The sequence below is a fragment of the Rhizobium sp. CG4 genome, assembly GCF_023701965.1.
Lineage (GTDB): Bacteria > Pseudomonadota > Alphaproteobacteria > Rhizobiales > Rhizobiaceae > Agrobacterium.
Window position 1 is genome coordinate 44546 of sequence record NZ_JABAEG010000005.1, and the last position, 24595, is coordinate 69140.

General features: G+C 51.9%; 26 protein-coding genes. 11 read left to right on the top strand and 15 right to left on the bottom strand.

Going from position 1 to position 24595, the window contains the following annotated elements:
* Window position 1 precedes the first annotated feature (1 nt).
* The 4 genes from trpB to HGO37_RS15620 all read right to left on the bottom strand — a co-directional run bounded on the left by trpB (window position 2) and on the right by HGO37_RS15620 (window position 3840).
* Complete coding sequence (gene trpB, locus HGO37_RS15605) at window positions 2–1222, bottom strand: tryptophan synthase subunit beta (RefSeq protein WP_250984126.1); 1221 nt, start codon at window positions 1220–1222, stop codon at window positions 2–4.
* Between the two features lie 2 nt (window positions 1223–1224).
* A complete protein-coding gene (locus HGO37_RS15610) occupies window positions 1225–1887 on the bottom strand; it encodes a phosphoribosylanthranilate isomerase (protein WP_250984127.1) in 663 nt (220 codons plus the stop codon).
* A gap of 171 nt (window positions 1888–2058) precedes the next feature.
* Window positions 2059–2820, bottom strand: coding sequence for a M48 family metallopeptidase (locus HGO37_RS15615; protein WP_250984128.1), 762 nt, complete (start codon window positions 2818–2820; stop codon window positions 2059–2061).
* A 177-nt stretch (window positions 2821–2997) separates the two neighbouring features.
* Window positions 2998–3840 carry a fumarylacetoacetate hydrolase family protein gene (locus HGO37_RS15620; protein ID WP_250984129.1) on the bottom strand — a complete coding sequence of 281 codons (843 nt, stop codon included), beginning with the start codon at window positions 3838–3840 and terminating at the stop codon, window positions 2998–3000.
* Window positions 3841–3976: 136 nt separating this feature from the next.
* Here HGO37_RS15620 and HGO37_RS15625 point away from each other — a divergent pair, with 136 nt between their 5' ends.
* The gene (locus HGO37_RS15625) at window positions 3977–4579 is read left to right on the top strand and encodes a nitroreductase family protein (protein WP_250984130.1); all 603 of its coding nucleotides are present in this window, start codon (window positions 3977–3979) and stop codon (window positions 4577–4579) included.
* A gap of 160 nt (window positions 4580–4739) precedes the next feature.
* On the opposite strand, the gene gyrB is transcribed toward HGO37_RS15625, so the two are convergent.
* The 5 genes from gyrB to HGO37_RS15650 all read right to left on the bottom strand — a co-directional run bounded on the left by gyrB (window position 4740) and on the right by HGO37_RS15650 (window position 10058).
* Window positions 4740–7175: a DNA topoisomerase (ATP-hydrolyzing) subunit B gene (gene gyrB, locus HGO37_RS15630; protein ID WP_192490603.1), complete on the bottom strand. Its 2436-nt coding sequence runs from the start codon at window positions 7173–7175 to the stop codon at window positions 4740–4742.
* A gap of 141 nt (window positions 7176–7316) precedes the next feature.
* On the bottom strand, window positions 7317–7682 hold the full coding sequence (locus tag HGO37_RS15635; protein ID WP_250984131.1) for a helix-turn-helix domain-containing protein: 366 nt from the start codon (window positions 7680–7682) through the stop codon (window positions 7317–7319).
* Window positions 7679–8245 (bottom strand): Smr/MutS family protein, encoded by a 567-nt coding sequence (locus tag HGO37_RS15640; protein WP_250984132.1) that lies wholly within the window; start codon window positions 8243–8245, stop codon window positions 7679–7681. The genes HGO37_RS15635 and HGO37_RS15640 overlap by 4 nt, the downstream gene beginning before the upstream one ends.
* The gene (gene mltA / locus HGO37_RS15645; protein ID WP_250984133.1) at window positions 8242–9363 is read right to left on the bottom strand and encodes a murein transglycosylase A; all 1122 of its coding nucleotides are present in this window, start codon (window positions 9361–9363) and stop codon (window positions 8242–8244) included. Before mltA ends, HGO37_RS15640 begins: the two co-directional genes overlap by 4 nt.
* Window positions 9360–10058 carry a Tim44/TimA family putative adaptor protein gene (locus HGO37_RS15650; protein ID WP_250984134.1) on the bottom strand — a complete coding sequence of 233 codons (699 nt, stop codon included), beginning with the start codon at window positions 10056–10058 and terminating at the stop codon, window positions 9360–9362. Before HGO37_RS15650 ends, mltA begins: the two co-directional genes overlap by 4 nt.
* A 142-nt stretch (window positions 10059–10200) precedes the next feature.
* Between HGO37_RS15650 and HGO37_RS15655 the strand changes: the two genes are divergently transcribed.
* Together HGO37_RS15655 and secB are read left to right on the top strand one after the other, a co-directional pair.
* Window positions 10201–10743, top strand: coding sequence for an FxsA family protein (locus HGO37_RS15655; protein WP_250984135.1), 543 nt, complete (start codon window positions 10201–10203; stop codon window positions 10741–10743).
* 64 nt (window positions 10744–10807) lie between these two features.
* A complete protein-coding gene (secB, locus tag HGO37_RS15660; RefSeq protein ID WP_192490597.1) occupies window positions 10808–11287 on the top strand; it encodes a protein-export chaperone SecB in 480 nt (159 codons plus the stop codon).
* Between the two features lie 127 nt (window positions 11288–11414).
* On the opposite strand, the gene dnaQ is transcribed toward secB, so the two are convergent.
* From dnaQ to HGO37_RS15685, 5 genes are read right to left on the bottom strand one after another with little or no spacing between them, the layout of a single operon-like run.
* Window positions 11415–12116, bottom strand: a complete 702-nt coding sequence (gene dnaQ, locus HGO37_RS15665) for a DNA polymerase III subunit epsilon (protein WP_250984136.1) — start codon at window positions 12114–12116, stop codon at window positions 11415–11417.
* Window positions 12109–12717 carry a dephospho-CoA kinase gene (gene coaE, locus HGO37_RS15670; protein WP_250984137.1) on the bottom strand — a complete coding sequence of 203 codons (609 nt, stop codon included), beginning with the start codon at window positions 12715–12717 and terminating at the stop codon, window positions 12109–12111. Before coaE ends, dnaQ begins: the two co-directional genes overlap by 8 nt.
* Window positions 12714–13577: a shikimate dehydrogenase gene (locus tag HGO37_RS15675; RefSeq protein ID WP_250984138.1), complete on the bottom strand. Its 864-nt coding sequence runs from the start codon at window positions 13575–13577 to the stop codon at window positions 12714–12716. Before HGO37_RS15675 ends, coaE begins: the two co-directional genes overlap by 4 nt.
* Window positions 13570–14169 (bottom strand): Maf-like protein, encoded by a 600-nt coding sequence (locus tag HGO37_RS15680; RefSeq protein ID WP_250984139.1) that lies wholly within the window; start codon window positions 14167–14169, stop codon window positions 13570–13572. The genes HGO37_RS15675 and HGO37_RS15680 overlap by 8 nt, the downstream gene beginning before the upstream one ends.
* A 49-nt stretch (window positions 14170–14218) precedes the next feature.
* Window positions 14219–15040, bottom strand: coding sequence for a pyruvate, water dikinase regulatory protein (locus tag HGO37_RS15685; RefSeq protein ID WP_250984140.1), 822 nt, complete (start codon window positions 15038–15040; stop codon window positions 14219–14221).
* Between the two features lie 404 nt (window positions 15041–15444).
* On the opposite strand from HGO37_RS15685, the gene hemE reads away from it, so the two are divergent.
* From hemE to HGO37_RS15725, 8 genes are all read left to right on the top strand, one after another.
* A complete protein-coding gene (gene hemE / locus HGO37_RS15690) occupies window positions 15445–16473 on the top strand; it encodes a uroporphyrinogen decarboxylase (RefSeq protein WP_250984141.1) in 1029 nt (342 codons plus the stop codon).
* Complete coding sequence (gene hemJ, locus HGO37_RS15695) at window positions 16470–17012, top strand: protoporphyrinogen oxidase HemJ (RefSeq protein ID WP_250984142.1); 543 nt, start codon at window positions 16470–16472, stop codon at window positions 17010–17012. The genes hemE and hemJ overlap by 4 nt, the downstream gene beginning before the upstream one ends.
* Before the next feature lie 195 nt (window positions 17013–17207).
* Window positions 17208–18473, top strand: coding sequence for a transcription termination factor Rho (gene rho, locus HGO37_RS15700; protein ID WP_192490589.1), 1266 nt, complete (start codon window positions 17208–17210; stop codon window positions 18471–18473).
* A gap of 112 nt (window positions 18474–18585) precedes the next feature.
* The gene (gene mnmE / locus HGO37_RS15705; protein WP_250984347.1) at window positions 18586–19917 is read left to right on the top strand and encodes a tRNA uridine-5-carboxymethylaminomethyl(34) synthesis GTPase MnmE; all 1332 of its coding nucleotides are present in this window, start codon (window positions 18586–18588) and stop codon (window positions 19915–19917) included.
* A 67-nt stretch (window positions 19918–19984) separates the two neighbouring features.
* Complete coding sequence (gene mnmG, locus HGO37_RS15710; protein ID WP_250984143.1) at window positions 19985–21862, top strand: tRNA uridine-5-carboxymethylaminomethyl(34) synthesis enzyme MnmG; 1878 nt, start codon at window positions 19985–19987, stop codon at window positions 21860–21862.
* Between the two features lie 11 nt (window positions 21863–21873).
* Window positions 21874–22491 carry a 16S rRNA (guanine(527)-N(7))-methyltransferase RsmG gene (gene rsmG, locus HGO37_RS15715; protein ID WP_250984144.1) on the top strand — a complete coding sequence of 206 codons (618 nt, stop codon included), beginning with the start codon at window positions 21874–21876 and terminating at the stop codon, window positions 22489–22491.
* Window positions 22492–22512: 21 nt separating this feature from the next.
* Window positions 22513–23307 carry a ParA family protein gene (locus HGO37_RS15720; RefSeq protein ID WP_275643473.1) on the top strand — a complete coding sequence of 265 codons (795 nt, stop codon included), beginning with the start codon at window positions 22513–22515 and terminating at the stop codon, window positions 23305–23307.
* A gap of 30 nt (window positions 23308–23337) precedes the next feature.
* Window positions 23338–24219, top strand: coding sequence for a ParB/RepB/Spo0J family partition protein (locus HGO37_RS15725; RefSeq protein ID WP_250984145.1), 882 nt, complete (start codon window positions 23338–23340; stop codon window positions 24217–24219).
* Window positions 24220–24373: 154 nt separating this feature from the next.
* Here the strand turns inward: HGO37_RS15725 and HGO37_RS15730 are convergent, their stop codons facing one another.
* Window positions 24374–24592, bottom strand: coding sequence for a DUF1674 domain-containing protein (locus tag HGO37_RS15730; protein WP_250984146.1), 219 nt, complete (start codon window positions 24590–24592; stop codon window positions 24374–24376).
* Window positions 24593–24595 lie beyond the last annotated feature (3 nt).

Genomic DNA, 24595 nt, shown 5'->3' on the forward strand with positions numbered 1-24595 from the left:
ATTACGCACCCATTCCCAGAAGTTTCGCCACAGTGAAGATATCCTTGTCGCCGCGACCGGACAGATTCATGAGAATGATTTCGTCCTTGCCCATTGTCGGCGCGCGCTTGATAACTTCGGCCAAAGCATGGCTTGGCTCCAGTGCGGGAATGATGCCTTCAAGACGTGTCAGTGTCTGGAATGCTTCCAGAGCTTCATGGTCCATGATCGGAACGTATTCAACGCGACCAATATCATTCAGCCAGGAATGCTCAGGCCCGATCCCCGGATAGTCTAGACCGGCAGACACGGAGTGACCTTCCTTGATCTGGCCATCCTCATCCTGAAGCAGATAGGTACGGTTGCCATGCAAAACACCTGGAGAACCGGCCGTGATGGATGCGCAGTGCTCATCACCTGACAGACCCTTGCCGCCAGCCTCGACACCGACAATCTTCACACTTTCATCATCCAGGAACGGATGGAAAATACCGATAGCGTTGGAACCGCCGCCAACAGCTGCAATAACCATATCCGGCAGACGGCCTTCGGCCTCCATCATCTGCTGTTTGGCTTCTTCACCAATCACAGCCTGAAAATCGCGCACCATCTCCGGATACGGATGAGGTCCGGCAGCGGTACCGATCAAATAGTAGGTGTCGTCGACATTGGTAACCCAGTCGCGCAGCGCCTCATTCATGGCGTCCTTCAACGTGCCGTGGCCAGCCGTGACCGGCTTAACTTCAGCACCGAGGAGTTTCATGCGGAACACGTTTGGAGCCTGACGCTCGACATCCGTTGCACCCATGTAGACAACACAAGGCAGACCAAACCGTGCGGCCACGGTGGCAGAAGCCACGCCGTGCTGGCCGGCACCGGTTTCAGCGATGATACGAGTCTTGCCCATGCGTTTGGCAAGCAAGATCTGGCCAAGGCAATTGTTGATCTTGTGCGAACCGGTGTGGTTCAGCTCTTCGCGTTTGAAATAGATCTTGGCACCGCCGAGTTCCTCGGTCAGGCGTTCCGCGAAATAGAGCGGGCTTGGACGGCCGGTATAGTGGGCGCCGAGATGCTTCAATTCCGCCTGGAATTCAGGATCATTCTTGGCCTTGTCCCATTCCGCCTGAAGATCGAGGATCAGAGGCATCAGGGTTTCGGCAACAAAGCGCCCCCCGTAAATGCCGAAGCGCCCATCCTGGTCGGGACCGGCACGAAACGAATTCGGTTTTGGCGTCTCGTTCACTTTCAAACTCCCTGCGGTTTGTTTCCGGCTGTCTCGATGGCATCAAAAAGCGCATCAATCAGTCCGAGATCCTTTACGCCAGGCGCACTTTCCACGCCCGACGATAAATCTATTCCCCTCGCCCCGGTGCGTGACAGCGCCTCTGCGACATTATCTTTGTTCAATCCACCGGAAAGCATGTAATCGATATCTGCGTCAAGGCCAGCCAACAACGACCAGTCAAAGCTTACACCATTGCCACCCGGCAGATCCGAACCGTTTGGAGGCTTGGCATCGAACAGGAAGCGATCTGCTATTCCTATATAGGGTTCGACCCTGATAAGATCATCAGCTTCACGGATGGAAAGTGCCTTCATGACTGGCAATCCGTAGATCGCCTTGACGTTCAAAACCCGTTCAGGGGTTTCCGTGCCATGAAGCTGCAGAATATCCGGTTTGAGAAGCGCAATGATCTCGTCCAGATCATCATTGTCGGCATTGACGGTGACAGCAACGATTTTTGCCCGTCCCCGCACCGCATCCGCCAGTTTTCCAGCAATATCAGGTTCAATATTGCGGGGGCTTTTTTCAAAGAAAATGAAGCCAATATGGCTTGCACCACGGGCAACGGCTTTTTCCACCGCTTCCGAGGTCTTCAATCCGCAGATCTTGATATCAGGTTTCATAGCCGCGACGTGACATGATTTTATCCAAGAGTCGAGCCAAAACGCGACCTCCCGATGAGAGAATATGTTTCACGTGAATCCAAGTTGTAGTGTTACCTGTTATACGCGCGACAAAATGGGCCAAATGATGGAAAACATAACAGAGTGGCCGTCATTTTATGCCAATGACGTCTAGCTGAAATCCAATGCATGCAGCTGTGAACCATGCCGCTTCAGCCAAGCCTTGGATTCTTCCATATGTGGGCACAGTGCTTTGCACAGTGCCCAGAATTTTGGTCCGTGGTTCATTTCACGCAAATGCGCCACCTCATGAGCGGCCAGATAATCAATGACACTGTCCGGGGCCATAACGATACGCCATGAAAAACTGAGATTGCCTTCGTAGGAGCACGATCCCCAACGGCTGCGCGTATCTTTCATGGTGAGGGAGCGCACCGGCCGGCCCACGGTTTTTGCATGCATGGCCACCAGCCGCTCTAGATCAGCACGGGCTTCCTTTTTAAGGTAGGTTGAAATGCGTCGACCGGTATGTTCCGGCAGGCCGCTGACCCGCAAGATCGCCTCCCCTTCCGGAGTACGCAGAACCTGCGTCACCCCGCGCAACGTTCCGGTATGTTCGATACGGTGGGAAATACCGCGAATGCTGATGGTACCGCCATGGCGCAGATGTTGCTCCGGGCCAAGTTTTTCGAGCCTGTTTTTCAACCAGCCGTGATGCCGATCAAGAAAATCATCGACCTCGCGATGGTGTAGACCATAGGGAATGGTGAGTTTCAGACCCTTTCCGCCTGGTTCGATACGCAGGGTAATACGGGTGGCGCGCAGGTTTTCCTTGATAACCAACGGCAAGCTTCTGCCGGCCACTTCATGCATACGCTGAAGCGGGGCTTTGGGTTTTGCTGGTGTTCGAGATTTTCTCAGTAAGGAAAACATGCTGTTTCATAACCGATTCGAGGCCATTCACGCCAAGGAAAACTGCGTCCTGCCAATCCTGCGGGTATGTCGCGGACTGTGAAACAAACAAAAGCCCGAAGATACCTTCGGGCTTTTGTGTAACTTCCAGCATGTCTTGCGATAAAAACATCGCAGAACGCACCGTCAATTCAGATCTTAGACGTCAGCGACGAAAGTCTGCTTCTGCGTGCCAAGGCCTTCGATGCCGAGCTCAACGACGTCACCTGCCTTGAGGAAGCGTGGTGGCTTCATGCCGAGGCCAACGCCTGGAGGTGTGCCGGTGGAGATAACATCGCCCGGGTGCAAAGACATGAACTGGCTGAGGTAGGAAACAACATTGGCAACGCCATAAACCATGGTCTTGCTGGAGCCGTTCTGTACAGTTTCGCCGTTTACCTTCAACCACATTCCAAGGTTCTGCGGATCGGTAATTTCTTCCTTTGTTACCAGCCATGGGCCGATCGGGCCGAAGGTGTCGCAGGACTTGCCCTTAGTCCACTGTCCCTGACGCTCGGTCTGGAACGCACGCTCGGATACGTCGTGGCTGACGCAGTAACCTGCAACGTAGTCCAGTGCGTCGGCTTCGGAAACGTATTTCGCTGTCTTGCCGATAACCACACCCAGTTCAACTTCCCAGTCGGTCTTTTCAGAGCCACGTGGAATAACGACATTGTCGTTAGGACCAACGATAGCGGATGTTGCCTTCATGAAGATAACTGGTTCGGAAGGAACGGCTGCGCCGGTTTCAGCAGCGTGGTCCGAGAAGTTCAGGCCGATGCAGATGAATTTGCCGGTGCCGGCAACGCAGGCGCCAATACGGCTGTCATCGAGAACTGGCAGGCTGGACAGGTCCAGTGCAGCAATCTTTTTGAGGCCTTCAGGCGAAATCGCCTCGCCGCCAATATCCTTTACATGAGCGGAAAGATCACGGACCTTACCGTCGTTGTCAAGAATGGCTGGTTTTTCCTGACCCGCTGGGCCAACGCGCATCAATTTCATAGGGATCCTCCCGGTTGTCAGACAAGATAGATCATATATGAACGATCTATTTATCCTTGTCACCCCTTGACCGCATATGGACCTGAAAAATAGCATGCGGAATGCTGACATCTTTTTACCAATGAAAGGCGCAAAGATGACCAAAGCCAATTCCCGCCAATCCGAATATCCCATTGATCCATTGTTTCTCGAGCGCTGGTCACCGCGAGCCTTCACCGGTGAGGCAATGCCGGCGGATGATCTTCTGACCATTCTGGATGCCGCCCACTGGGCACCATCTGCTTCAAATTTCCAGCCATGGCGTTTTATCTACGCCCATAATGGCAGCGAACAATGGCAGACACTTTTCGACTTGCTGATGGACGGTAACAAACGTTGGGTCGACAAAGCGTCTGTGCTGCTGTTTGTGGTATCTCGCACCTACAATGTTTCACGCGAAGGCGAGAAAAAGCCATCGGCGACCCATTCCTTCGATGCTGGTGCTGCTTGGTTTTCAATGGCCATGCAGTCGCAGTTGCTCGGTTACCATGCCCATGGCATGGGTGGCATTTACCGTGACAAGGCACTTGAGGCTTTGGATATTCCCGACGGGTATCAGGTTGAGGCAGCGGTTGCGATCGGCAAGATAGCCGACAAGGACACCCTGCCCGATGATCTGAGAGAACGTGAAGTGCCAAGCGGCAGACTGCCACTGGCAGACGTTGCCTTTGAAGGCAAATTTGCCGGCAAGATTGATTAAGGGCAGTTTCCGCTTTCGGCAGTCTGGCACCAACGGGCTGTCTTGCCGCAAAGACATCTTAATTGATGCCATAGCACAAAATAAAATCCCCGAGGTTTAGCCCGGGGATTAAAAGTTTCACGTGAATCCTCAACCATTCACCGTCTGGGGCGGTACCTGATCAGATATCCAGATTGGCAACGCTCAAGGCGTTTTCCTGGATAAAGTCACGGCGCGGCTCGACTTCATCGCCCATCAGGCGCGAGAACAAGCCATCCGCGTCGGTCGCATCATTGACCTTGACCTGCAGCAGCGAGCGAACGTTTGGATCCAGCGTGGTTTCCCAAAGCTGCTCGGCATTCATTTCGCCAAGACCTTTATAACGCTGCATGGACAGACCCTTGCGGCCCGATGCAAAGATCGCATCCAGCAATTCACGCGGGCCGGAAAGGGTGATGTTGCCTTCCTTGCGGGTCAGGACCGGCGGAACACGGTAGATGTCTGCCAAGCGAACGGACAACTGGTCAATGTAACGGGCATCAGCCGAACCGATCAGGTTCATATCGAGCCACGCCACTTCCTTGACGCCACGCACCATACGTTCGAAACGGAAACCGCCCTCGTCCGTCACGTGGCCACTCCAGCCGCGTTCGGTTTCTTCAGCAATCATATCCAGGCGCCGTGCCACTTCGGCGGCGATTTCTTCGCCACGGCTCTTGTCAGCAGCAAGCTCGACATTAAGTAGGCCAGCAATTGCCGCCTGCTCGACAACACCGCGATTGTAACGCGAATGGAGACCATCAATCAGCGAACGCAGTTTGGACGTGTCAACAATTATCTCACGCAAATCCTGGCCGGCGCGTACTTCGCCTGAACCCAATGTCAATGTCGCGTCTTCGAGACCCATGGTCACCAGATAATCTTCCAGCGCCTTTTCGTCCTTCAGGTACTGAACGGACTTGCCACGCGTCACCTTATAAAGCGGCGGCTGCGCGATATAGAGATGACCGCGTTCAATCAGTTCCGGCATCTGACGGAAGAAGAATGTCAGCAGCAGTGTACGAATATGTGCCCCGTCCACGTCAGCATCGGTCATGATGATGATCTTGTGGTAGCGCAGTTTATCCGGATTAAACTCGTCCTTACCGATCGACGTACCAAGCGCGGTAATCAACGTACCGATTTCCTGGCTGGACAACATCTTGTCGAAGCGGGCGCGCTCTACGTTGAGGATTTTACCGCGCAGCGGCAAAATGGCCTGTGATTCACGTGAACGACCCTGCTTGGCAGAACCACCAGCCGAGTCACCCTCGACGAGGAAAAGTTCAGACTTGGCAGGATCACGTTCAGAGCAGTCAGCAAGCTTGCCAGGTAGAGACGCGATATCCAGTGCGCCCTTACGACGGGTCAGTTCGCGAGCCTTGCGCGCAGCTTCACGGGCAACCGCAGCTTCAACCACTTTGCCAACCAGAACCTTGGCTTCTGTCGGATGTTCTTCCAACCAGGTCGAAAGGGCTTCGTTGACCAAACCTTCAACAACTGGCCGCACTTCCGACGAAACCAGCTTATCCTTGGTCTGCGACGAGAACTTTGGATCAGGAACCTTAACAGACAGAACTGCAGTCAGGCCTTCACGGCAATCGTCACCGGTCAGGCTGACCTTTTCCTTCTTGGTGATACCTGACGTATCCGCATAGGAGGTGATCTGACGTGTCAGCGCACCACGGAAACCGGCCATATGCGTGCCGCCATCGCGCTGTGGAATGTTGTTTGTGAAGCAAAGAACATTTTCATGGTAGCTGTCGTTCCACCACATGGACACTTCAACGGTGATCCCGTCTTTTTCGCTTTTGATAAAGATCGGCTTGTCGACCAGAGATTTCTTGGAACGGTCAAGGTAGCGCACATAGGCTTCCAGACCGCCCTCATAAAGCATCTCTTCCTGCTTGATTTCCGGGCGACGCTTGTCAGTTAACAGAATGCGCACACCCGAGTTAAGGAATGCGAGCTCCCGCAGACGGTGTTCCAGCGTGCCGTAATCAAATTCGATATGAGTGAAGGTTTCCGTGCTTGGCTGGAAGGTCACTTCCGTGCCGGAACGACCTTCATAATCACCAATTACTTTCAGCGGCGCATCAGCCACGCCGTGGGTGAAAGCGATTTCATGCAGCTTACCATTGCGGCGGATACGCAGCTTAAGCCAAACGGACAGCGCGTTCACCACCGACACACCCACGCCGTGCAGACCACCAGATACCTTGTAGGAGTTCTGGTCAAACTTACCACCTGCGTGCAGCTGGGTCATGATAACTTCAGCGGCAGAAACACCCTCACCGGTGTGGATGTCTGTTGGAATACCACGGCCGTTGTCGGTCACAGTGACCGAGCCATCAGCATTGAGCGTAACAGTTACAATATCGGCGTGGCCGGCCAGCGCTTCGTCGATTGCGTTATCGACAACTTCGTACACCATGTGGTGCAGGCCGGAGCCATCATCCGTATCGCCAATATACATGCCAGGGCGCTTGCGTACCGCATCGAGACCCTTGAGAACCTTGATCGAATCGGCGCCATATTCAGGGGTTGCGCCAACTTCGCCAGACGGTGTTTCGGTCATGAATTGTCTTTCCAAATTTGTCGGTGGCAGAAGGGGTCTCTGCGAATCACCAGATTCCTGACCCGCGACTATAGAAATTTTAGGGCAACATCCAAAGTCCGGGAACTGTTCTAACCCCCATAATTCGGGGGATATAGGCATTTATCCGGTCGTCCGGCTGCGTTGCAGAACATCTGACAGTTCATTTAGCACGGATGATGGCAAATGGCGAATATCCTTCGCAAGCGCGTTGGCAAAGGCGGTGTATTCCGGCGCCATACCGGACGTGTCGATAACCACCCTTGGATCTGATACACCGGCCAGAGAAAATAGCTCCTCGGCCTCGTCCCAGATAATGTTGAAATAACCGGCAACCCGCTGGAGAAAATCGAAGCTGGGTTTGCCACGCTTTCCATGCTCCAGCGCTGAGAGGTAGGCGGGCGATACACCGATGGCATAGGCCATCTGCTTTTGCGTCACACCCTTACGTTCTCTCAACAGACGCACAGCTTCTGCAAAGGGTGTCATGATCGATCTCCCCTCGCCCGCGACAGCCTGACATATAGCGCGCCATCACCACCGTGATTACGCGAAGCATCTTCATAAGACGATATCAGGTAACTAAACTCCGGCTTGGAAAACCACATTGGCACTGCTCGTTTCAGGGCACCATCGCTGCCGAGCGACCTGCCTTTGCCGGTGATGACCAATACATGCCGCATACCCCGTTCATGGGCACGGATCAAAAAGTCCAGCAGAATGGAATGCGCTTCGCTCTGGACCATGCCGTGCAAATCAATACGGCCTTCAAGTGGCAGATGGCCGCGGGTCAGTTTTCGTTTGACCGGTTTCTCAAGCGGATGGTGAATGCGACCAGCCTTAGCCTTAATACCGGGATCAAGCGGCACTTCCTCAACAATCATTTTCGGGAATTGCGCTTTGGGCTTCTCCGGTTCTGCGGCAACGGGCGCTGCTTCCGTTACATCTTCAAACTCCAGGTCTTCAAGACGACCGGACACAGGCCGTGTCGTTCTGGCGACCTTGCCCCACAAAATGCGTTCGTCCCGATTCAGCTTTCGACCACCCTTCATGGCCGGTACCTTTGGGCGGCATGGTTGGGTAGCAGAATGTAAAAATCAGCGTTGTTGCGGATCGTGCCTGCCTGCTCTCCACCCAGATAACCGGAGCCCGTGAAAATATCACCGCGTGCCGGACCGATAATCGCCGAACCGGTATCAAGCGCCAGCATCAATCTGGCGAAAGGTTTTCCCTCGTCGAGATGTGTCAGCTCCGCAGCGTGAATAAAAAATGGGTAGCCAAATGTGTGAATGGAGCGATCGACAGCCAGCGAGCGGCCGGCGATCAGTGGAACCTTTGCAGCCGCCACCGGCCCCAGAGTTTCATCCGAAACATCCGCGACCTTGAAAAAAATATAAGAAGGATTGTGCCACAGCACTTCGTCCACCAAGGCAGGATTTTCGCCGAGCCATCTACGAATGGACTGCATGGAGACAGTGGCCGGATCGATGCAGCCACGATCGATCAACAACCGACCGATGCCTGAAAACGGATGACCAGCTTTTGCCGCATAGGTGATGCGGGTCACGCTTCCATCGGGAAATTTCAGCCTTGCGGCACCCTGAACATGGGCGAAGAACACATCAACCTTCGATTTGGCCCAGGCAATTTCCAGATTCCTACCCTGTAGGTAACCCTGATCAATCACTTTGCGGTCCGGATAGACATCGACACCGTTGTCGCTAGAAAGTCCAAATGCGTAGGATGCATCGATATGAGCTGGGCGATTTTGCGCATCCAGATCAATCAAATCAGTGGGGCGATTGTAGAAGGGATATTTCCAGACATCGTCAGGAACGGCAGATACTTCGACTTCCGGTTCATAAAAACCGGTTACGAAACCTTGCGCTGTTTCCTGAGGAAGAATGGCAAATGGCGAACAGTGTCGTTCAAAAAACTCCCGGGCATCCGCTGCACAGGATGGCTGAAATGTTTCTGCCGCTTCAAGAAGCGGCAGCAAATCATCACTCGACAGTCCAAGGGAACCGGTACGATAGGGTTTTATGGAGCGCAGATGCCGAAGACAGGCCTGCATAGCATCCAACAGCGGGCGTGGGTCATCTCCACGCCAGCCCGGTAGATCCAAAAATTTCAGTTCTCGTAACGAGAAATTCTGGCCTTCGGCACTCATTGTTCGGATTCTGTAGCAACCAGTTTCCAGTTTGGATCTTTTGACCGCACATCGCGGGCAAAGGTCCAGATATCATTGACCTCGGAAACACCCTCGGCATCGCCGTCTACCAGTTCCCCATCCTTGCTATAGGTGGCCGAAATCAGCTGGCTGGCTATGCGCACTGTGATCTGTTCTTCTTCATCACGAATGCTGGCCTGAAGAATATCCGCCTTTTCGATACCGACAAAAGTGGACTTCACGACTTCGCCCTGTGCCTCACGTTCCGTAATGGCTGAATTGAAGCCATCATAAACTTCTCGTGACAACAGGTTTTTGAGGGTCTTGCGATCGCCATCAGCAAAGGCCATGACGATCATTTCGTATGCCATACGGGCACCGTTGAGGAATTCCTTGGGCCGGAAAGACGGATCACTCTTGAGGAGTTCACGAAGTGATTCGTTCAGTTCTGTGCCTGGTTTTGCAAAAGAATCGATTTCAGCAAAACGCTCATCCTCATCCCTTCCATCGCGTTTGGGCAGGGTAACAACCTTGCCGTCATCACCACCGGGACCCCTTGCAGCGTCCTTTGCGCTATAGGGATCAAAGGGCGGTTTTTCATTTCCTGTGCGGCGACCAAGGACGCTGCGCAACTGAAGAAAAATCAGTACAGCCGCAACAAGAAAGAATAATGTTATGAAATCGCTTGAACCCATGTTTAGCCAAAACCACCATTTAAATCCACATCATGAAACATCATATAGTCTGAACTGTCACTCATTCAAATAGACAGATGCAATCGGCGGTATGGGCGTCATACCGTTGGCAACGAGATAACTCACACGCAAGGCGAGAATAATGCGTTTTCCACTCCTATCCTTCTTCGTCATACTAATGCCGATCTTGGAAATTGCTGGCTTCATTGTTGTGGGCAAGGCAATAGGTGTTTGGGCAACGCTGGCACTTGTCATTCTCAGCGCTTTCGCAGGTCTGATAATTTTGCGAGCGATAGGACTTGGCATGTTCCGCAAACTTTCGGCCAGCCGTCAAAGTGGCGTAGCGCCTGCCGAAGAGATCGTCCAGGGCGTTATGCTTGGCCTCGCCGGTGTCCTCCTGTTCCTACCCGGCTTCATTACCGATGTGATCGGTCTACTGCTGTTACTGCCTTTTGTACGCAAAGCGATCTGGTCGAAATTCGCAGCCAATATTGTTGTGGCCAGCAATTTCAGCCAAAGTCGCCAGTGGAGTGGTGGTGCCCGAAGCCACTCTTCGCGCCCTGATGTCGTTGATCTCGATGACACTGACTTTCACCGGCAAGACCCGAATGAAAAAAGTCCTTGGCGAAAAGGACCTGATATCGACCATCTTGACGGACCCGGAAACAACGGTCCCCGTGGCTGAAGGCTTGTAAGCCCTGTTTTGAAATGATAGATGGCCAAACACATTCAATCCGCGAGGAAAAAGCATGACCACCGAAAATGGCGCGCAGGGCGGAGCCAGCCCCTCCCTGAATATTCTGACCCAGTACATCAAGGATCTGTCGTTCGAAAATCCCGGCGCTCCCCGTTCCTTGCAGGCGCGTGAGGGTGCTCCCTCGATCAACATCAATGTCAACGTCAATGCGAACCCGATCACCGGTTCTGACTTCGACGTTGTTCTGACGCTGAACGCCGAAGCCAAGGATGGCGACAAGGTTCTGTTTGCTGCGGAACTGGTTTATGGCGGCGTTTTCCGCATTACTGGTTTCCCACAGGAACATATGCTGCCGGTTCTCTTCATCGAGTGCCCACGCCTTCTGTTCCCGTTTGCACGCCAGATCATTGCTGACGTGACGCGCAATGGTGGCTTCCCGCCACTGATGATCGACCCGATCGACTTTGCGCAGATGTTTGCCCAGCGCGTTGCTGAAGAGCAGGCCCGCTCCAAGGTTCAGGTTACCAACTGATAGTTGGTTCGCTTGTATGAAACTAAAAAGCCCGCAGCGAATACCCCGCAGCGGGCTTTTTGTTTGTTCAAAGAAAAATCTTTCTCTTTTATCTGCGGTCTCGTCTCGGAGACCACCGACAGCTGATTTAGTTGTAACGTCCCCAAATCGCTTTTTCGCCCATTGAGGCAACCAGCTTCGCATGCGATTCAGCTTCAAGTTGGGACAATCGTGATGGCAATGCGTGTGGTCGCGACAATGGTGCGTCAACATCGCTGTCATCGCCGACATCTATCTGTTCTGCCACCTTCTGCGCCGATCCGAAACCAAGCGCTGTCTGGCGTCCGCCAATCATCTCGATATAGACTTCAGCCAAAAGTTCGGAGTCGAGAAGCGCGCCGTGTTTTTCGCGGCGGGAGTTGTCGATGCCATAACGACGGCAAAGAGCGTCGAGAGAGTTTGGCCCCATCGGATGTTTGCGGCGAGCCATCGCCAGGGTATCCAGCACCATATCAGGTGCCACGGGCTCTATACCCAGACGCGCAAATTCCGCATTGATGAAGCCCATATCGAAGGTCGCGTTGTGAGCGACCCACTTCGCGCCTTCGAAGAACTCCCGGATCTGGTCAACGACTTCAGGAAATTTTGGCTTATCGACCAAAGATTCGTCGGTAATGCCATGCACCGCCAAAGCATCTGGGTGAACTTTGCGTCCCTGCGGATTGATATACAAATGGATCGTACGACCCGTAGGAAAATGATTGATAAGCTCAATGCCGCCAATTTCGATGATGCGATCATTCTTTGATTCAAGTCCGGTCGTTTCCGTATCGAAAATAATCTCACGCATCTGCATTATCCTTATTCATCTGCCCACGCAGATTGTGAATGATCTCATCAACCTGTTGTCTGGCCGCCTCCATACCGTTTCCGGTATCAATTATAAAATCCGCCCTCGCCCGTTTTACCGCATCCGGTGTCTGCCGTGACAGGATCATTGCAAATTTTTCTGCCGTCATGTCAGGGCGTTTCAAAACCCGTTCTTTCTGAATTTCAGGATCACAAGTGACGACAACTATCTTGTCGACCCTTTTGTCAGCTCCTGTTTCAAACAGCAAAGGTATATCGATAATGACGATGTCTTGCCCCAAGGCTTTCTGGGTTGCCAGAAAGTCCTTTTCCATTTCGCGCACAAGCGGATGAACAATGCCTTCCAGCACTTTAAAATTAGCCGGATTCTTCTTGAGTTCTTGCGACAGTTTTCGACGGTCGACTGTTCCATTGGACGTGACGCCAGGAAAAGCGTCTTCAATTGTAGAAACTGCTTTGCCTGAATAGAGACTGTGCACATTCCGATCAGAGTCATTGACCGGGATTCCGGCATCGGCAAACATGGCAGCTGTCGTCGACTTGCCCATGCCTATCGACCCGGTCAGCCCGATCACAATCATGCATGTTTCTCCATGTCGGCGATGATCAGCGACCGAAGAGTTTCATCGACCTTGGGGCGAACCCCAAACCATTTCTCAAAACCTGGTGCTGCCTGATGCAGTAACATGCCAAGACCGTCAACAATTGCAAAACCCTGTTGCTCCGCAATTTTAAGGATCGGTGTTTTGAGGGGCACATACACGATGTCAGTCACAACTGCGGCGGCTGCCAACGGTGAGAAGTCGAAATCCGGTATTTCACTTCCATCCATTCCAAGCGACGTAGTGTTCACAAAAAGCCCTGCACCCGACATGGTTTCCTGTAAAGCACTCATGGAGTGCGCATGCACTTTCTCACCAAAGCGATCTGAAAGTTCCTGAGCGCGTTCTACCGTTCTGTTGAGAACATGGATTTCGCTCAGGCCGCGATTGCGCAATGCCTGAATGATCGCGCGGCTTGCACCACCTGCTCCCAGAACAACAGCCTTGCCTGCCTTGTCCCAGCCGGGATGACGTTCATCGAGATTGGCAATAAAACCGTGACCGTCAGTATTGGTGGCACATAGTTTTCCGTCTTCCAGCCAGATCGTATTGGCGGCGCCCAACTCTTGTGCCAATTCGTCCGGCTTGTCAGCATATTGAAATGCACTTTCCTTATGCGGGATTGTGACATTGCCGCCGACAAAGCCGCCCTCCTCGCCAGACTTGATCTGTGCAAGAAAGTTATTGAACGCATCCGGATGAACTTCGACGGTATTATATGATCCTTCGATGCCGAATTGTTTCAGCCAGTATCCATGGATCAATGGCGAGCGAGAGTGCTTGATTGGGTAGCCGGCAACAAAAGCCTTCATGGTTAATGTTTCACGTGAATCACGCATTTATCACCCCAAATTCTCTTAACGCTTCCAAAAGCGGCAGTAGCGGCAGGCCAAGCACGGTAAAATAATCGCCTTCAATTGAAGTGAATAGCTGGATTCCCTCTCCTTCAAGTTGATAGGCTCCGACGCTGGTCAAGGCTTTTTCGCCGACCTTCCGCAGGTGTCCGTCGACGAAAGCTTCACTCAATTTCCGAACAGTCATATTGGCATGGGTTATCGTCTGCCAGAGCACCTCGCCGTCACGCACCATGACCGCGGCCGAGTTCAAACGATGTGTCTGCCCCGAGAGCGACATCAGATGCTGATGTGCCTCAGCCATATCTTTCGGTTTGTGGTAGATTCTGGAACCCAGCGACATTGTCTGGTCGCAGCCAATAATAATGGCCTGATGATGAAGGGCGGAGACGGCCAGTGCTTTTGCCTTGGCAAGTTCAAGCGCTGTTTCATCCGGCGTGCTACCGGCCTCCTGCAGCGGCTCTTCAATCAGACGTTCGTTGATATCAGCGGCTTGCGCAGTAAACTCCAGGCCGGCGTTTCTCATCAAAGCCTGGCGGGATGAACTGGAAGACGCCAGAATCAAGGCCGGTTTCATATCTCTCTCCAAACTTTATATCAGCGGCGGTTAAACAGCGTGTCGCGGCTTAGCGTAGCTGTGGACGCAGGGCAATGATCGCGGCGGCCGTTTCTTCAATCGATCTGCGCGTCACATCTATCACCGGCCAGTTATTATGGGCACACAGCGAACGCGCATATTTCAGCTCTTCCATAATTGTCGCCCTGTCAGTGTATCCACCAGGGTCAAAACCGCTTGTTGAACCGAGTTCACGATTTTCCCGAATTTGGGAAATGCGATCTGATGTGGCGATCAATCCGACGATCAAAGGTTTGGTGGCTGCATAAAGACTTTCGGGCAAGGGAACACCGGGAACAACAGGTATATTGGCAGCCTTTATACCTCTGTTAGCGAGATAGATGCTGGTGGGAGTTTTGGAGGTACGGCTGATGCCGACGATAACCACATCAGCCTCATCATAGTTCTCCGACATCTGGCCATCGTCATGATCCATGGCAAAGGTCAATGCTTCAATGCGGCCAAAATAGTCGGCGTTCAGAGCATATTGTGCACCGACCTGCTGTTTTGATTTTTTTCCGAGATAGGTCTGAAAGGTCGTCAAGATCGGTTCGAGCACATTCACGCAAGGGATATCCATAGCCTTGCAACGTTGCGACAGGAACTCGCAAAGGTTCTCGTCCACCATTGTGTAAAGGAGAATGCCGGGTTCGTTATCGATTGCATCGAGGATCTGGCCAAGCTGCTTCTGGTTTCTGACCATTGGATAGACATGCACAATTGGTGTTGCGGCATGAAACTGCGCGGAGGCAGCACGGCCTGCAGATCTGAGAGTCTCTCCTGTTGAGTCAGAAATCAGATGCAGATGAAAGAAACTTTTCTGGTTCTCCACGTTGTTTTTGCCTGCCTGTTGATAAGTGGGGATGACTTCATCCTACTTGCGAGAGACAGATCCGGGAACGGGAAAAGTGTCGAGTTTTCCACAAAAAGCACTTCAGCGGACTTCGTTGAGAGGAGCTTGTGGATAGATGGGAAAAAATGCCGCAGTCCAAATCCATGCAACAGTTATCCACAATTTGAGAGCAATTTTTTAGCGTTCAAGTCAATGATTTTTCGCTATTTTTTGAATTATTCACAGTACCAAGCTGTTTGGCTGAAGCTGTGTCCCCTCAATTGCTGCCTGTCATGTTTTTGTGGGTGAGGCTTGAGGTGTTTTTAATTCCTGATACTCACTGACTCTAAGAATAAGAAGATTCTAAGAATCTCTATTTTTATATTTTGGAAAGGTGTGAATTCATGGCTGTACGCCGTCTGCTGAAAGTGCTTGATGGAGAAACACTCACTCCTCCACCAATCTGGCTTATGAGACAGGCTGGTCGTTACCTTCCCGAATACAGACAAACGCGTCAGCAAGCCGGAAGTTTCCTGGACCTCTGTTATAATCCGGAATTGGCCACCGAAGTGACATTGCAGCCTATTCGCCGCTTTGGTCTGGATGCTGCAATCCTGTTCTCAGACATCTTGGTTATTCCAGATGCTTTGAAGCGCAATGTTACTTTCAGTGAGGGCAAGGGTCCGGCTATGGATCCGATTGAGGTTTCAGACATTGCATCCTTTTCCAAGGTCGATGTTCTTCCGCATCTCTGTCCCGTGTTTGAAACCGTAAAACGGTTGCGCGCAGAACTGCCTCAGGAAACGACGCTGATTGGCTTCTGTGGGGCGCCCTGGACAGTTGCGACCTATATGATTGCCGGCCACGGAACACCCGATCAGGCACCTGCGCGTCTGTTCGGTTATAATCATCCTCAAGCGATGGAAGAACTGCTGGCTACTCTCGCTGACATATCCGCTGATTATCTCGTGGCGCAGATTGACGCCGGCGCAGATGCCGTTCAGATTTTCGACTCCTGGGCTGGTGTGCTTGGTGAGAGTGAGTTTGAAAAATTTGCGGTGAAGCCGGTTCAGCGCATCATTGCGTCCGTTCGTAGCCGTCGCCCCGGTGCCAAGATCATCGCTTTTGCCAAAGGTGCGGGACTTCTGTTGAAGGATTACCGTCAAAAGACCGGCGCAGATGCAATTGGGCTCGATTGGTCTGTTCCGCTTTCCTTTGCACAGGAGTTGCAGAAGGACGGCCCCGTTCAGGGCAATCTGGACCCTATGCGTATGGTCGCCGGTGGCAAGGCACTGGATGAGGGCATCGATGCCATTCTGCAGGCACTGGGCAACGGTCCACTGATTTTCAATCTTGGCCATGGTATCACGCCACAGGCCGATCCAGAGAATGTAACGAAGCTGGTGAACCGCGTGCGTGGTTTTAAACGATGAGTGGTGAGCAGCAGACTTCGGAATCTGCTGGACGGAAAACCCGGCTGCGCGTAGCTGTGGCGCTCAGCGCATTTGTTTGCTTCGGTGGCCTGCTCTACTGGATAGGTCCTGATCAGGCCTATCTCTGGGTTAAGGCGCTGCATATCATCGCTGTGATTTCATGGATGGCGGGGCTGCTTTATATGCCGCGGCTGTTCATCTACCACACTGATGCACCGGTCGGTTCCGTGCAATCCGAAACCTTCAAGGTGATGGAACGGCGTCTTCTCAAGCTGATCATGAACCCTGCCATGATGATTTCATGGGTGTTGGGGCTCTACCTCGCCTGGAGCGTTTATGGCTTTTCGGGTGGATGGCTCCATGCCAAAATTCTCGCAGTGGTGTTTCTAACCGGTGCGCATGTGTATTTCAGCCGTGCAGTTCGGGTTTTTGCGCGTGATGAAAACAAACACAGCGCCCGACACTGGCGGTTGTTAAACGAGGTTCCAACCGTCTTGATGATCATCATCGTCATACTTGTGGTTGTGAAACCGTTTTGATCGGTTCATATTTTTATAAATTTCGCGGAATTGTTGCTTTTCTCTTGCAGGCTTCCAATTCAGTCGCTATTTTCCCGCTACTCATCTTCGCGGCATGTGTCTTGTTCAGTCGTATGCGGGTCATTCACCCAGTACCGAATTTTTCCGCACGCCCCTCCCCTATCATTTCTTAATATCTGAAACGGTCTTCTCTTCATGGCTGAAATGAAGCTTCAAGAACTAAAAAGCAAATCTCCAACCGATTTGCTGACATTTGCGGAATCGCTCGAGGTCGAAAACGCCAGCACCATGCGTAAGCAGGAGTTGATGTTTGCTATCCTCAAGGTTCTCGCCAGCCAGGATATCGAGATTATCGGTGAAGGTGTGGTGGAAGTTCTGCAGGACGGTTTCGGCTTTCTGCGTTCCGCCAATGCCAACTATCTGCCTGGTCCTGATGATATCTACATATCTCCCTCGCAGATCCGCCGCTTCTCGCTGAAGACTGGCGATACGGTTGAAGGACCAATCCGTGGGCCGAAGGAAGGCGAACGGTATTTTGCGCTTCTGAAGGTCAACTCGATCAACTTCGACGATCCTGAAAAGATTCGCCACAAGGTTCACTTCGATAACCTGACACCGCTCTATCCGAACGAGCGTTTCAAGATGGAACTTGATGTTCCAACCTCGAAGGATTTGTCGTCTCGCGTTATCGATCTGGTTGCCCCACTCGGCAAAGGCCAGCGTGGTCTGATCGTTGCACCGCCACGTACCGGTAAAACGGTTCTGCTGCAGAATATCGCACATTCGATCACTGCTAACCATCCGGAATGCTATCTCATCGTTCTGCTGATCGATGAGCGTCCTGAAGAAGTGACGGACATGCAGCGTTCTGTGAAGGGTGAAGTTGTTTCCTCTACCTTCGACGAGCCAGCAGTTCGCCACGTTCAGGTCGCTGAAATGGTCATTGAGAAGGCGAAGCGCCTTGTCGAGCATGGTCGTGACGTTGTTATCCTGCTCGATTCGATCACCCGCCTCGGTCGTGCTTACAACACCGTTGTTCCCTCTTCTGGTAAGGTTCTGACCGGTGGTGTCGATGCCAACGCCCTGCAGCGTCCTAAGCGTTTCTTCGGTGCTGCCCGTAACATCGAAGAAGGCGGCTCATTGACAATCATCGCAACGGCGCTGATCGATACAGGCAGCCGTATGGATGAAGTTATCTTTGAAGAATTCAAGGGTACAGGTAATTCGGAAATCGTGCTTGACCGCAAGGTTGCTGACAAGCGTATCTTCCCTGCTCTGGATATTCTCAAGTCCGGCACACGTAAGGAAGACCTGCTTGTGCCACGCCAAGATCTTCAGAAGATCTTTGTTCTACGCCGTATCCTTGCTCCGATGGGAACGATGGACGCCATCGAATTCCTTATCGACAAGTTGAAGCAAACCAAGAACAACGGTGATTTCTTCGATTCGATGAACACCTGACGGTTAGCCGGATTCAATAATAAAGTGGCCGTGTGGTGTAATGCCAGCACGGCCATTTTTTATTGAAGATAATAATTGTATGTTCGGGCCTAGGTGGGACCAAGTGACAGCGATGACAAAAACCTCAGACACGATTTACGCATTGTCCAGTGGCGCGCTGCCTGCTGGTGTCGCGGTCATCAGACTCAGCGGACCACAGGCATTTCCTATGTTGCAAAGTCTGATCAAAGGTCCTTTGCCGGATTCCAGAAAAGCAAGTTTAAGAACGATTCGTAACCGTAATGGTCTAGTGATTGATCAGGCGCTGGTGCTTCCATTTCCAGCTCCACACTCCTTTACCGGTGAAGATTGCGTGGAATTGCAAGTCCACGGCAGCCGGGCTGTGGTGAACGCTGTATTTGAGGAGTTGGCGGGGCATGAAGGGGGAAGGCCGGCGGAAGCTGGAGAATTTTCCCAACGTGCTTTCGAGAATGGGAAGATGGATCTTGTCGAGGTTGAAGGTCTCGCAGATCTATTACATGCAGAAACGGAGATGCAGCGTCGTCTTGCCGTTGAGCAAAGTTCTGGCAAACTCTCTGCTCTTTACGATGGCTGGGCCGACAGGTTGACGCGAGCGCGTGCGTTTATCGAGGCCGAACTCGATTTTGCCGATGAAGAAGATGTACCTGACTCTGTCGCCAATCAGGTTTGGATACAGATGAAGGCGCTGCTGGATGAAATTAACAATCATCTTACCGCCGCATCGTCAGCAGAAATCATCCGAGACGGCCTCAAGATTGCGCTGGTTGGCGAACCTAACGTCGGCAAGTCCAGCCTGCTGAACGCTCTCAGCGGTCGTGACGTGGCGATCGTTACCGATATTGCTGGCACGACCAGGGATGTCTTGAACGTCGATCTTAACCTTGGTGGTTATCTCATCACCGTCTCCGATACCGCCGGCATACGAGAGACAGCTGATGCCGTCGAGCAGGAAGGCGTTAAAAGAGCGGTTGCAAAAGCCGAAACGGCCGACTTGGTTTTGCATCTTGTTGATACCGATTCGATTCCGAAACAAACTAGCCTTACTATCAATACTGGTAACCACGTCCTCTTGCGCAGCAAAAGCGACAAGCGCTGTCCCTCGCCTTTGCCATCTGAATTTGCACTCGAACTGTCCGTCGAAAGCGGACATGGTGTGGAAAAACTCAAATCATTTATTCGAGACTATATAGAGAACCGCCTTGGTTCTGCATCGATGTTGGCGCCCGCGCGACAGAGACATCAGAAACGTCTTGAAGAGACACGAAATTATGTTAGTGATGCGCTGCAATCCGAAGGTCAGGATTTGGCCATACGATCGGAATATCTCCGTCTCGCTGCAAGTTCTCTTGGTAGAATAACCGGACGAGTAGATGTCGAAGATTTATTGGGTGTGATTTTCTCCGAATTCTGCATTGGCAAATGATTCACGTGAAACATTCGGGCTAATGAGTGCCCTCTCCGTTTCCGCAGAGTAATACAAGGGCATTGATATGCACTACGATGTAATTGTTATCGGTGGTGGACATGCAGGCTGCGAAGCTGCGGCTGCAGCGGCACGTCATGGTGCCAAGACAGCTTTGATTACCCACAAAGCTGACACCATCGGCGTCATGTCCTGTAATCCTGCGATCGGTGGGTTGGGAAAAGGTCACCTTGTTCGCGAGATTGACGCTCTCGATGGTTTGATGGGCCGTGTTGCCGATGCGGGCGGAATACAGTTCCGTATGCTCAATCGTAAAAAAGGGCCGGCTGTCCGCGGTCCTCGTACTCAGGCTGATCGCAAGCTTTATCGTCTCGCCATGGCTAAGGAAATTGCCTCAATCGATAATCTTACAGTTATCGAAGGTGATGCCTATGATATTGAAATTGAAGATAAAATCGTCAAAAAAGTTGTCATGGCGGATGGGCGTGTGTTTCCTTGCGCATCAGTTGTTCTGACCAGCGGCACCTTTCTCCGAGGCCTCATTCATATCGGTTCCGAAAAGATTCCTGCAGGTCGTGTTGGTGAAAAGCCATCTGTTGGACTATCCGATACACTGGCGCGGTTGGGGCTGAAACTGGGTCGTTTGAAAACTGGCACACCCGCCCGTTTGAATGGCAAGACAATTGAGTGGGATTCGGTGGAGCGCCAGTCCGCAGACGAAGACCCGGTCCCCTTCTCTTTCATGACGGACGCGATTGTTAATCCACAAATTGATTGTGGTGTGACCCGTACCACCGAATACAGTCACAAGATCATCCGCGACAATATCCATCTCTCAGCGATGTATTCCGGACAGATTGAAGGTGTTGGGCCGCGTTATTGCCCTTCCATCGAGGACAAGATCGTTCGCTTTGGAGACCGTGACGGTCACCAGATATTCCTGGAGCCTGAGGGACTGGATGACGACACGATTTACCCGAACGGTATTTCGACGTCGTTACCGGCGTCCGTTCAGGAAGCTTTCATTCATAGTATTCCCGGATTGGAAAAAGTTGAAATTTTCCAACCAGGTTATGCAATTGAATATGATTACGTTGATCCTCGCGAGCTCTACCCTTCTTTGCAGGTCAAGAAGGTGCAAGGTCTGTTTCTTGCAGGACAAATCAATGGCACGACTGGTTACGAAGAAGCGGGCGCTCAAGGCCTGGTCGCCGGTCTTAATGCATCGCTTTATGCTTCCGGTGCTGACGCCCTGCATTTCAGCCGCACTGAATCCTATATCGGTGTGATGATTGACGATCTGACGTCAAAGGGCGTCAGTGAACCGTACCGCATGTTTACATCACGTGCCGAATATCGGCTTTCTCTACGGGTTGATAATGCCGATTTGCGTCTGACCCCTATTGGTTTGAAAGCGGGAATTATTGGTTCGGCCCGCGCTGGGCGCTTTTCTGAATTCACGGATGCGATCGAAGACGGTCGTGCTCTGCTGCAGTCAATTCAGATCAGCCCCAACGAAGGGGCGAAAATTGGCTTGAAGTTAAATCAGGATGGGCAGCGCCGTTCTGCCTATGAGTTGCTGTCCTATCCTGATATTTCGCTCGATCAGCTCCGTGGACATTGGAGCGAGTTGAGCGTGATCAACAATAAGGTTGGCGAAGTGCTGGAGATTGAAGCTGGCTATGCTGTGTATATGCAGCGTCAGAGCGCTGATATTATCGAAATTCGTCGTGACGAGGATCGTAAGATACCAGATGATTTTGACTACAGCTTGCTTTCCAGCCTGTCGAATGAATTGAAGCAGAAACTTATTGCTGCAAAACCTCTGAATATCGCACAGGCATCCCGTGTCGATGGCATGACACCGGCCGCTGTATCGCTTATTCTGGCGTTGGTAAAAAAGCACAACGTAGCGATTCAACCGCAGGTAAAATCGCACTCATAACGAGTCTTTATATGCAGATAAACGGCCAAAGTGTTTCACGTGAAACACATGAACGACTCACACATTATGTTGAGCTGTTTAAAAAGTGGAATAAAACAACAAATCTCGCAGCGCCCTCCACCATATCGGAAATCTGGAGTCGGCACATTGCGGATAGCGCGCAGATCTTTCAGCTAACCCCACAACCGCAAACGTGGGTTGATTTGGGCAGTGGCGGCGGGCTTCCTGGTGTTGTCACGGCGATTTTCCTGGCTGAACTCAACGATGGCTGGGTTCATCTGGTTGAAAGCAATAATAAGAAAGCAGCGTTCTTGCGTGTTGCTTTGGCTGAAACCGGTGCTCGGGGCAGTGTTCACCCTATTCGCATCGAAAAAGCGCCTGAAATCATTCCGCATTGCGATGTGATTTCAGCACGTGCGCTCGCTGACCTCGATCTTTTGCTCGAATATATGCATCCTTGGGCCAAAGATTCCGAAAAAGTGAAGGCTTTTTTTAATAAAGGCCGGGATTACCGAAGTGAGATCACGAAAGCCCGTGGTCGTTGGCAGTTTGATCTGATAAAACATTCCAGTGTTGTTGAGGCAGATTCCGTTGTTCTGGAAATCAGCCGTCTTACATCTCAACAATGATGTATTCTCTGGGTGTGCGGCATTATGTTTGAAAAAAACCGAATTATCACCATTGCAAATCAGAAAGGCGGCGTTGGTAAAACAACGACAGCCATCAATCTTGCAACGGCACTCGCGGCAATTGGGGAACGTGTTCTTATTGTTGACCTCGATCCGCAGGGTAATGCCAGTACTGGCTTGGGTATTGATCGCCGCGACCGCAAACTTTCGTCTTATGACTTGCTGATTGGTAGCAATACGATTGGTGAGACTGTCGTCCCAACAGCTGTTCCCAATCTTGATATTGTGCCATCCACAATGGACTTGCTGGGCTTCGAAATGGAAGCCGCGAATCTGCCCAACCGTGCTTTTCGATTGAAGGCCGCCCTGTCGAGCGAACAGGCGAAAACCTATTCCTATATTCTGTTGGACTGCCCGCCGTCCTTCAATCTACTGACCATGAATGCCATGGCCGCCGCACATTCAGTATTGGTGCCACTTCAGTGCGAGTTCTTTGCATTAGAAGGGTTGAGCCAGTTGCTTGATACCGTCAACCAGGTTCGGCAGACGGTCAATCCTACTCTCGATATCCAGGGTATTGTGTTGACAATGTTTGATGCGAGAAACAATCTTGCCCAGCAGGTTGTTAACGATGTGCGTACGCACCTTGGGGAAAAAGTCTATCATACGCTTATTCCTCGCAATGTTCGGGTTTCGGAAGCGCCATCTCATGGTAAGCCTGCAATTCTCTACGATCTGAAATGCGCGGGTAGTCAGGCCTATCTCCAGCTTGCATCGGAAGTTATCCAGCGTGAGCGGTTGCGTAAGGCGGCGTGACGGACAAGTTTATAGTACGGAGTGACATGCATGAGTGACGATATTTCAAAACGTCGGCTTGGCCGCGGTTTGGCAGCCCTGATCGGTGAGATGGATCAGCCCCTGCCCTCGGGAGATACGCAGCGTACGGTCAATCCCGATCGAAATGTTCCCATCGAATTCATAGCCCGCAGCGCGCGTAACCCGCGCCGGCATTTCGATGAAAGCGAACTGCAGGATTTGGCTGCTTCTATTCGTCAACATGGCATCGTGCAGCCGGTTGTGGTGCGTACCGTTGAACCCAGCCGTTATGAAATCATAGCTGGTGAACGTCGCTGGCGTGCTGCGCAGCTAGCGGGCTTTACAGAAATCCCAGTTATTATTCGTGACGTGGACGATCGAACAGCGCTTGAATTGGCGATTGTTGAAAACGTCCAGCGCTCAGACCTTAATCCGCTTGAAGAAGCGCTGGGTTACGATCAGCTTATCGCTGAGCATGGTTATACACAAAACGATCTTGGTGAAATTATCGGTAAAAGCCGAAGCCATGTTGCCAATAGCCTGCGCTTGTTGAAGCTACCGGATCCCGTTCGTGACATGTTGGCACAGGGTTCCCTGTCTGCCGGTCACGCACGTGCGCTGGTTTCGACCTCTGATCCATCGGGCCTGGCAAAAACGATCGTGTCAAAGGGTTTGTCCGTTCGTGATGCTGAGCGTTTGGCGCAAAATGATATCAAGGGACAGAGTGAACATCAGCGGCAGTCCGTACCGGAAACCAAGGATTCAGATACTCTGGCTTTGGAGCGTTCACTGACGGATGCACTTGGGTTGGATGTAAAGATCAATCACAAAGCGTCTGGCGGCCAGATCCGTATCAGCTATAAAACGTTGGAGCAGCTCGAGGCTGTCTGCAAGCTTCTGGAACGCGCCTGATATTGTTTCGAAAATGAAATGATTTTATTGCAAACCCGCATCGACGTTGGTGCGGGTTTTATATGGTTACTGACGTCTTAATGAGATGTGCTGACTAGCGACATTTGTTTAAGTCTTTGTTTTCACGCTATTTTGATCAACGTGAAACGCCGAATTAAAAATCAATTGCACGGCCGTTGATTTCATAATCACCAAATCGCACGGGCTCAGCGCCGCCTCGCCCGCCGGTTTCCGGCGGTAGCTCCAGTTCCTGTTGTGCTTTTCGGCGTTCTTCTGCTTCCTGTAGGGCTCGTTTGGCGGCTGGCGACAATTTACGTGTTGAGAGGTTCTTTTCGTTCTCGTCGAACAAGTTGTCGTTATCTGCATTCTGCATGGT

Coding starts and splice junctions, on each gene's coding strand:
- HGO37_RS15610 (WP_250984127.1), bottom strand. CDS start 1,887: ATGAAACCTGATATCAAGATCTGCGGATTGAAGACCTCGGAAGCGGTG.
- HGO37_RS15615 (WP_250984128.1), bottom strand. CDS start 2,820: ATGTTTTCCTTACTGAGAAAATCTCGAACACCAGCAAAACCCAAAGCC.
- HGO37_RS15620 (WP_250984129.1), bottom strand. CDS start 3,840: ATGAAATTGATGCGCGTTGGCCCAGCGGGTCAGGAAAAACCAGCCATT.
- HGO37_RS15625 (WP_250984130.1), top strand. CDS start 3,977: ATGACCAAAGCCAATTCCCGCCAATCCGAATATCCCATTGATCCATTG.
- gyrB (WP_192490603.1), bottom strand. CDS start 7,175: ATGACCGAAACACCGTCTGGCGAAGTTGGCGCAACCCCTGAATATGGC.
- HGO37_RS15635 (WP_250984131.1), bottom strand. CDS start 7,682: ATGACACCCTTTGCAGAAGCTGTGCGTCTGTTGAGAGAACGTAAGGGT.
- HGO37_RS15640 (WP_250984132.1), bottom strand. CDS start 8,245: ATGAAGGGTGGTCGAAAGCTGAATCGGGACGAACGCATTTTGTGGGGC.
- mltA (WP_250984133.1), bottom strand. CDS start 9,363: ATGAGTGCCGAAGGCCAGAATTTCTCGTTACGAGAACTGAAATTTTTG.
- HGO37_RS15650 (WP_250984134.1), bottom strand. CDS start 10,058: ATGGGTTCAAGCGATTTCATAACATTATTCTTTCTTGTTGCGGCTGTA.
- HGO37_RS15655 (WP_250984135.1), top strand. CDS start 10,201: ATGCGTTTTCCACTCCTATCCTTCTTCGTCATACTAATGCCGATCTTG.
- secB (WP_192490597.1), top strand. CDS start 10,808: ATGACCACCGAAAATGGCGCGCAGGGCGGAGCCAGCCCCTCCCTGAAT.
- dnaQ (WP_250984136.1), bottom strand. CDS start 12,116: ATGCGTGAGATTATTTTCGATACGGAAACGACCGGACTTGAATCAAAG.
- coaE (WP_250984137.1), bottom strand. CDS start 12,717: ATGATTGTGATCGGGCTGACCGGGTCGATAGGCATGGGCAAGTCGACG.
- HGO37_RS15675 (WP_250984138.1), bottom strand. CDS start 13,577: ATGCGTGATTCACGTGAAACATTAACCATGAAGGCTTTTGTTGCCGGC.
- HGO37_RS15680 (WP_250984139.1), bottom strand. CDS start 14,169: ATGAAACCGGCCTTGATTCTGGCGTCTTCCAGTTCATCCCGCCAGGCT.
- hemE (WP_250984141.1), top strand. CDS start 15,445: ATGGCTGTACGCCGTCTGCTGAAAGTGCTTGATGGAGAAACACTCACT.
- hemJ (WP_250984142.1), top strand. CDS start 16,470: ATGAGTGGTGAGCAGCAGACTTCGGAATCTGCTGGACGGAAAACCCGG.
- rho (WP_192490589.1), top strand. CDS start 17,208: ATGGCTGAAATGAAGCTTCAAGAACTAAAAAGCAAATCTCCAACCGAT.
- mnmE (WP_250984347.1), top strand. CDS start 18,586: ATGACAAAAACCTCAGACACGATTTACGCATTGTCCAGTGGCGCGCTG.
- mnmG (WP_250984143.1), top strand. CDS start 19,985: ATGCACTACGATGTAATTGTTATCGGTGGTGGACATGCAGGCTGCGAA.
- rsmG (WP_250984144.1), top strand. CDS start 21,874: ATGCAGATAAACGGCCAAAGTGTTTCACGTGAAACACATGAACGACTC.
- HGO37_RS15725 (WP_250984145.1), top strand. CDS start 23,338: ATGAGTGACGATATTTCAAAACGTCGGCTTGGCCGCGGTTTGGCAGCC.
- HGO37_RS15730 (WP_250984146.1), bottom strand. CDS start 24,592: ATGCAGAATGCAGATAACGACAACTTGTTCGACGAGAACGAAAAGAAC.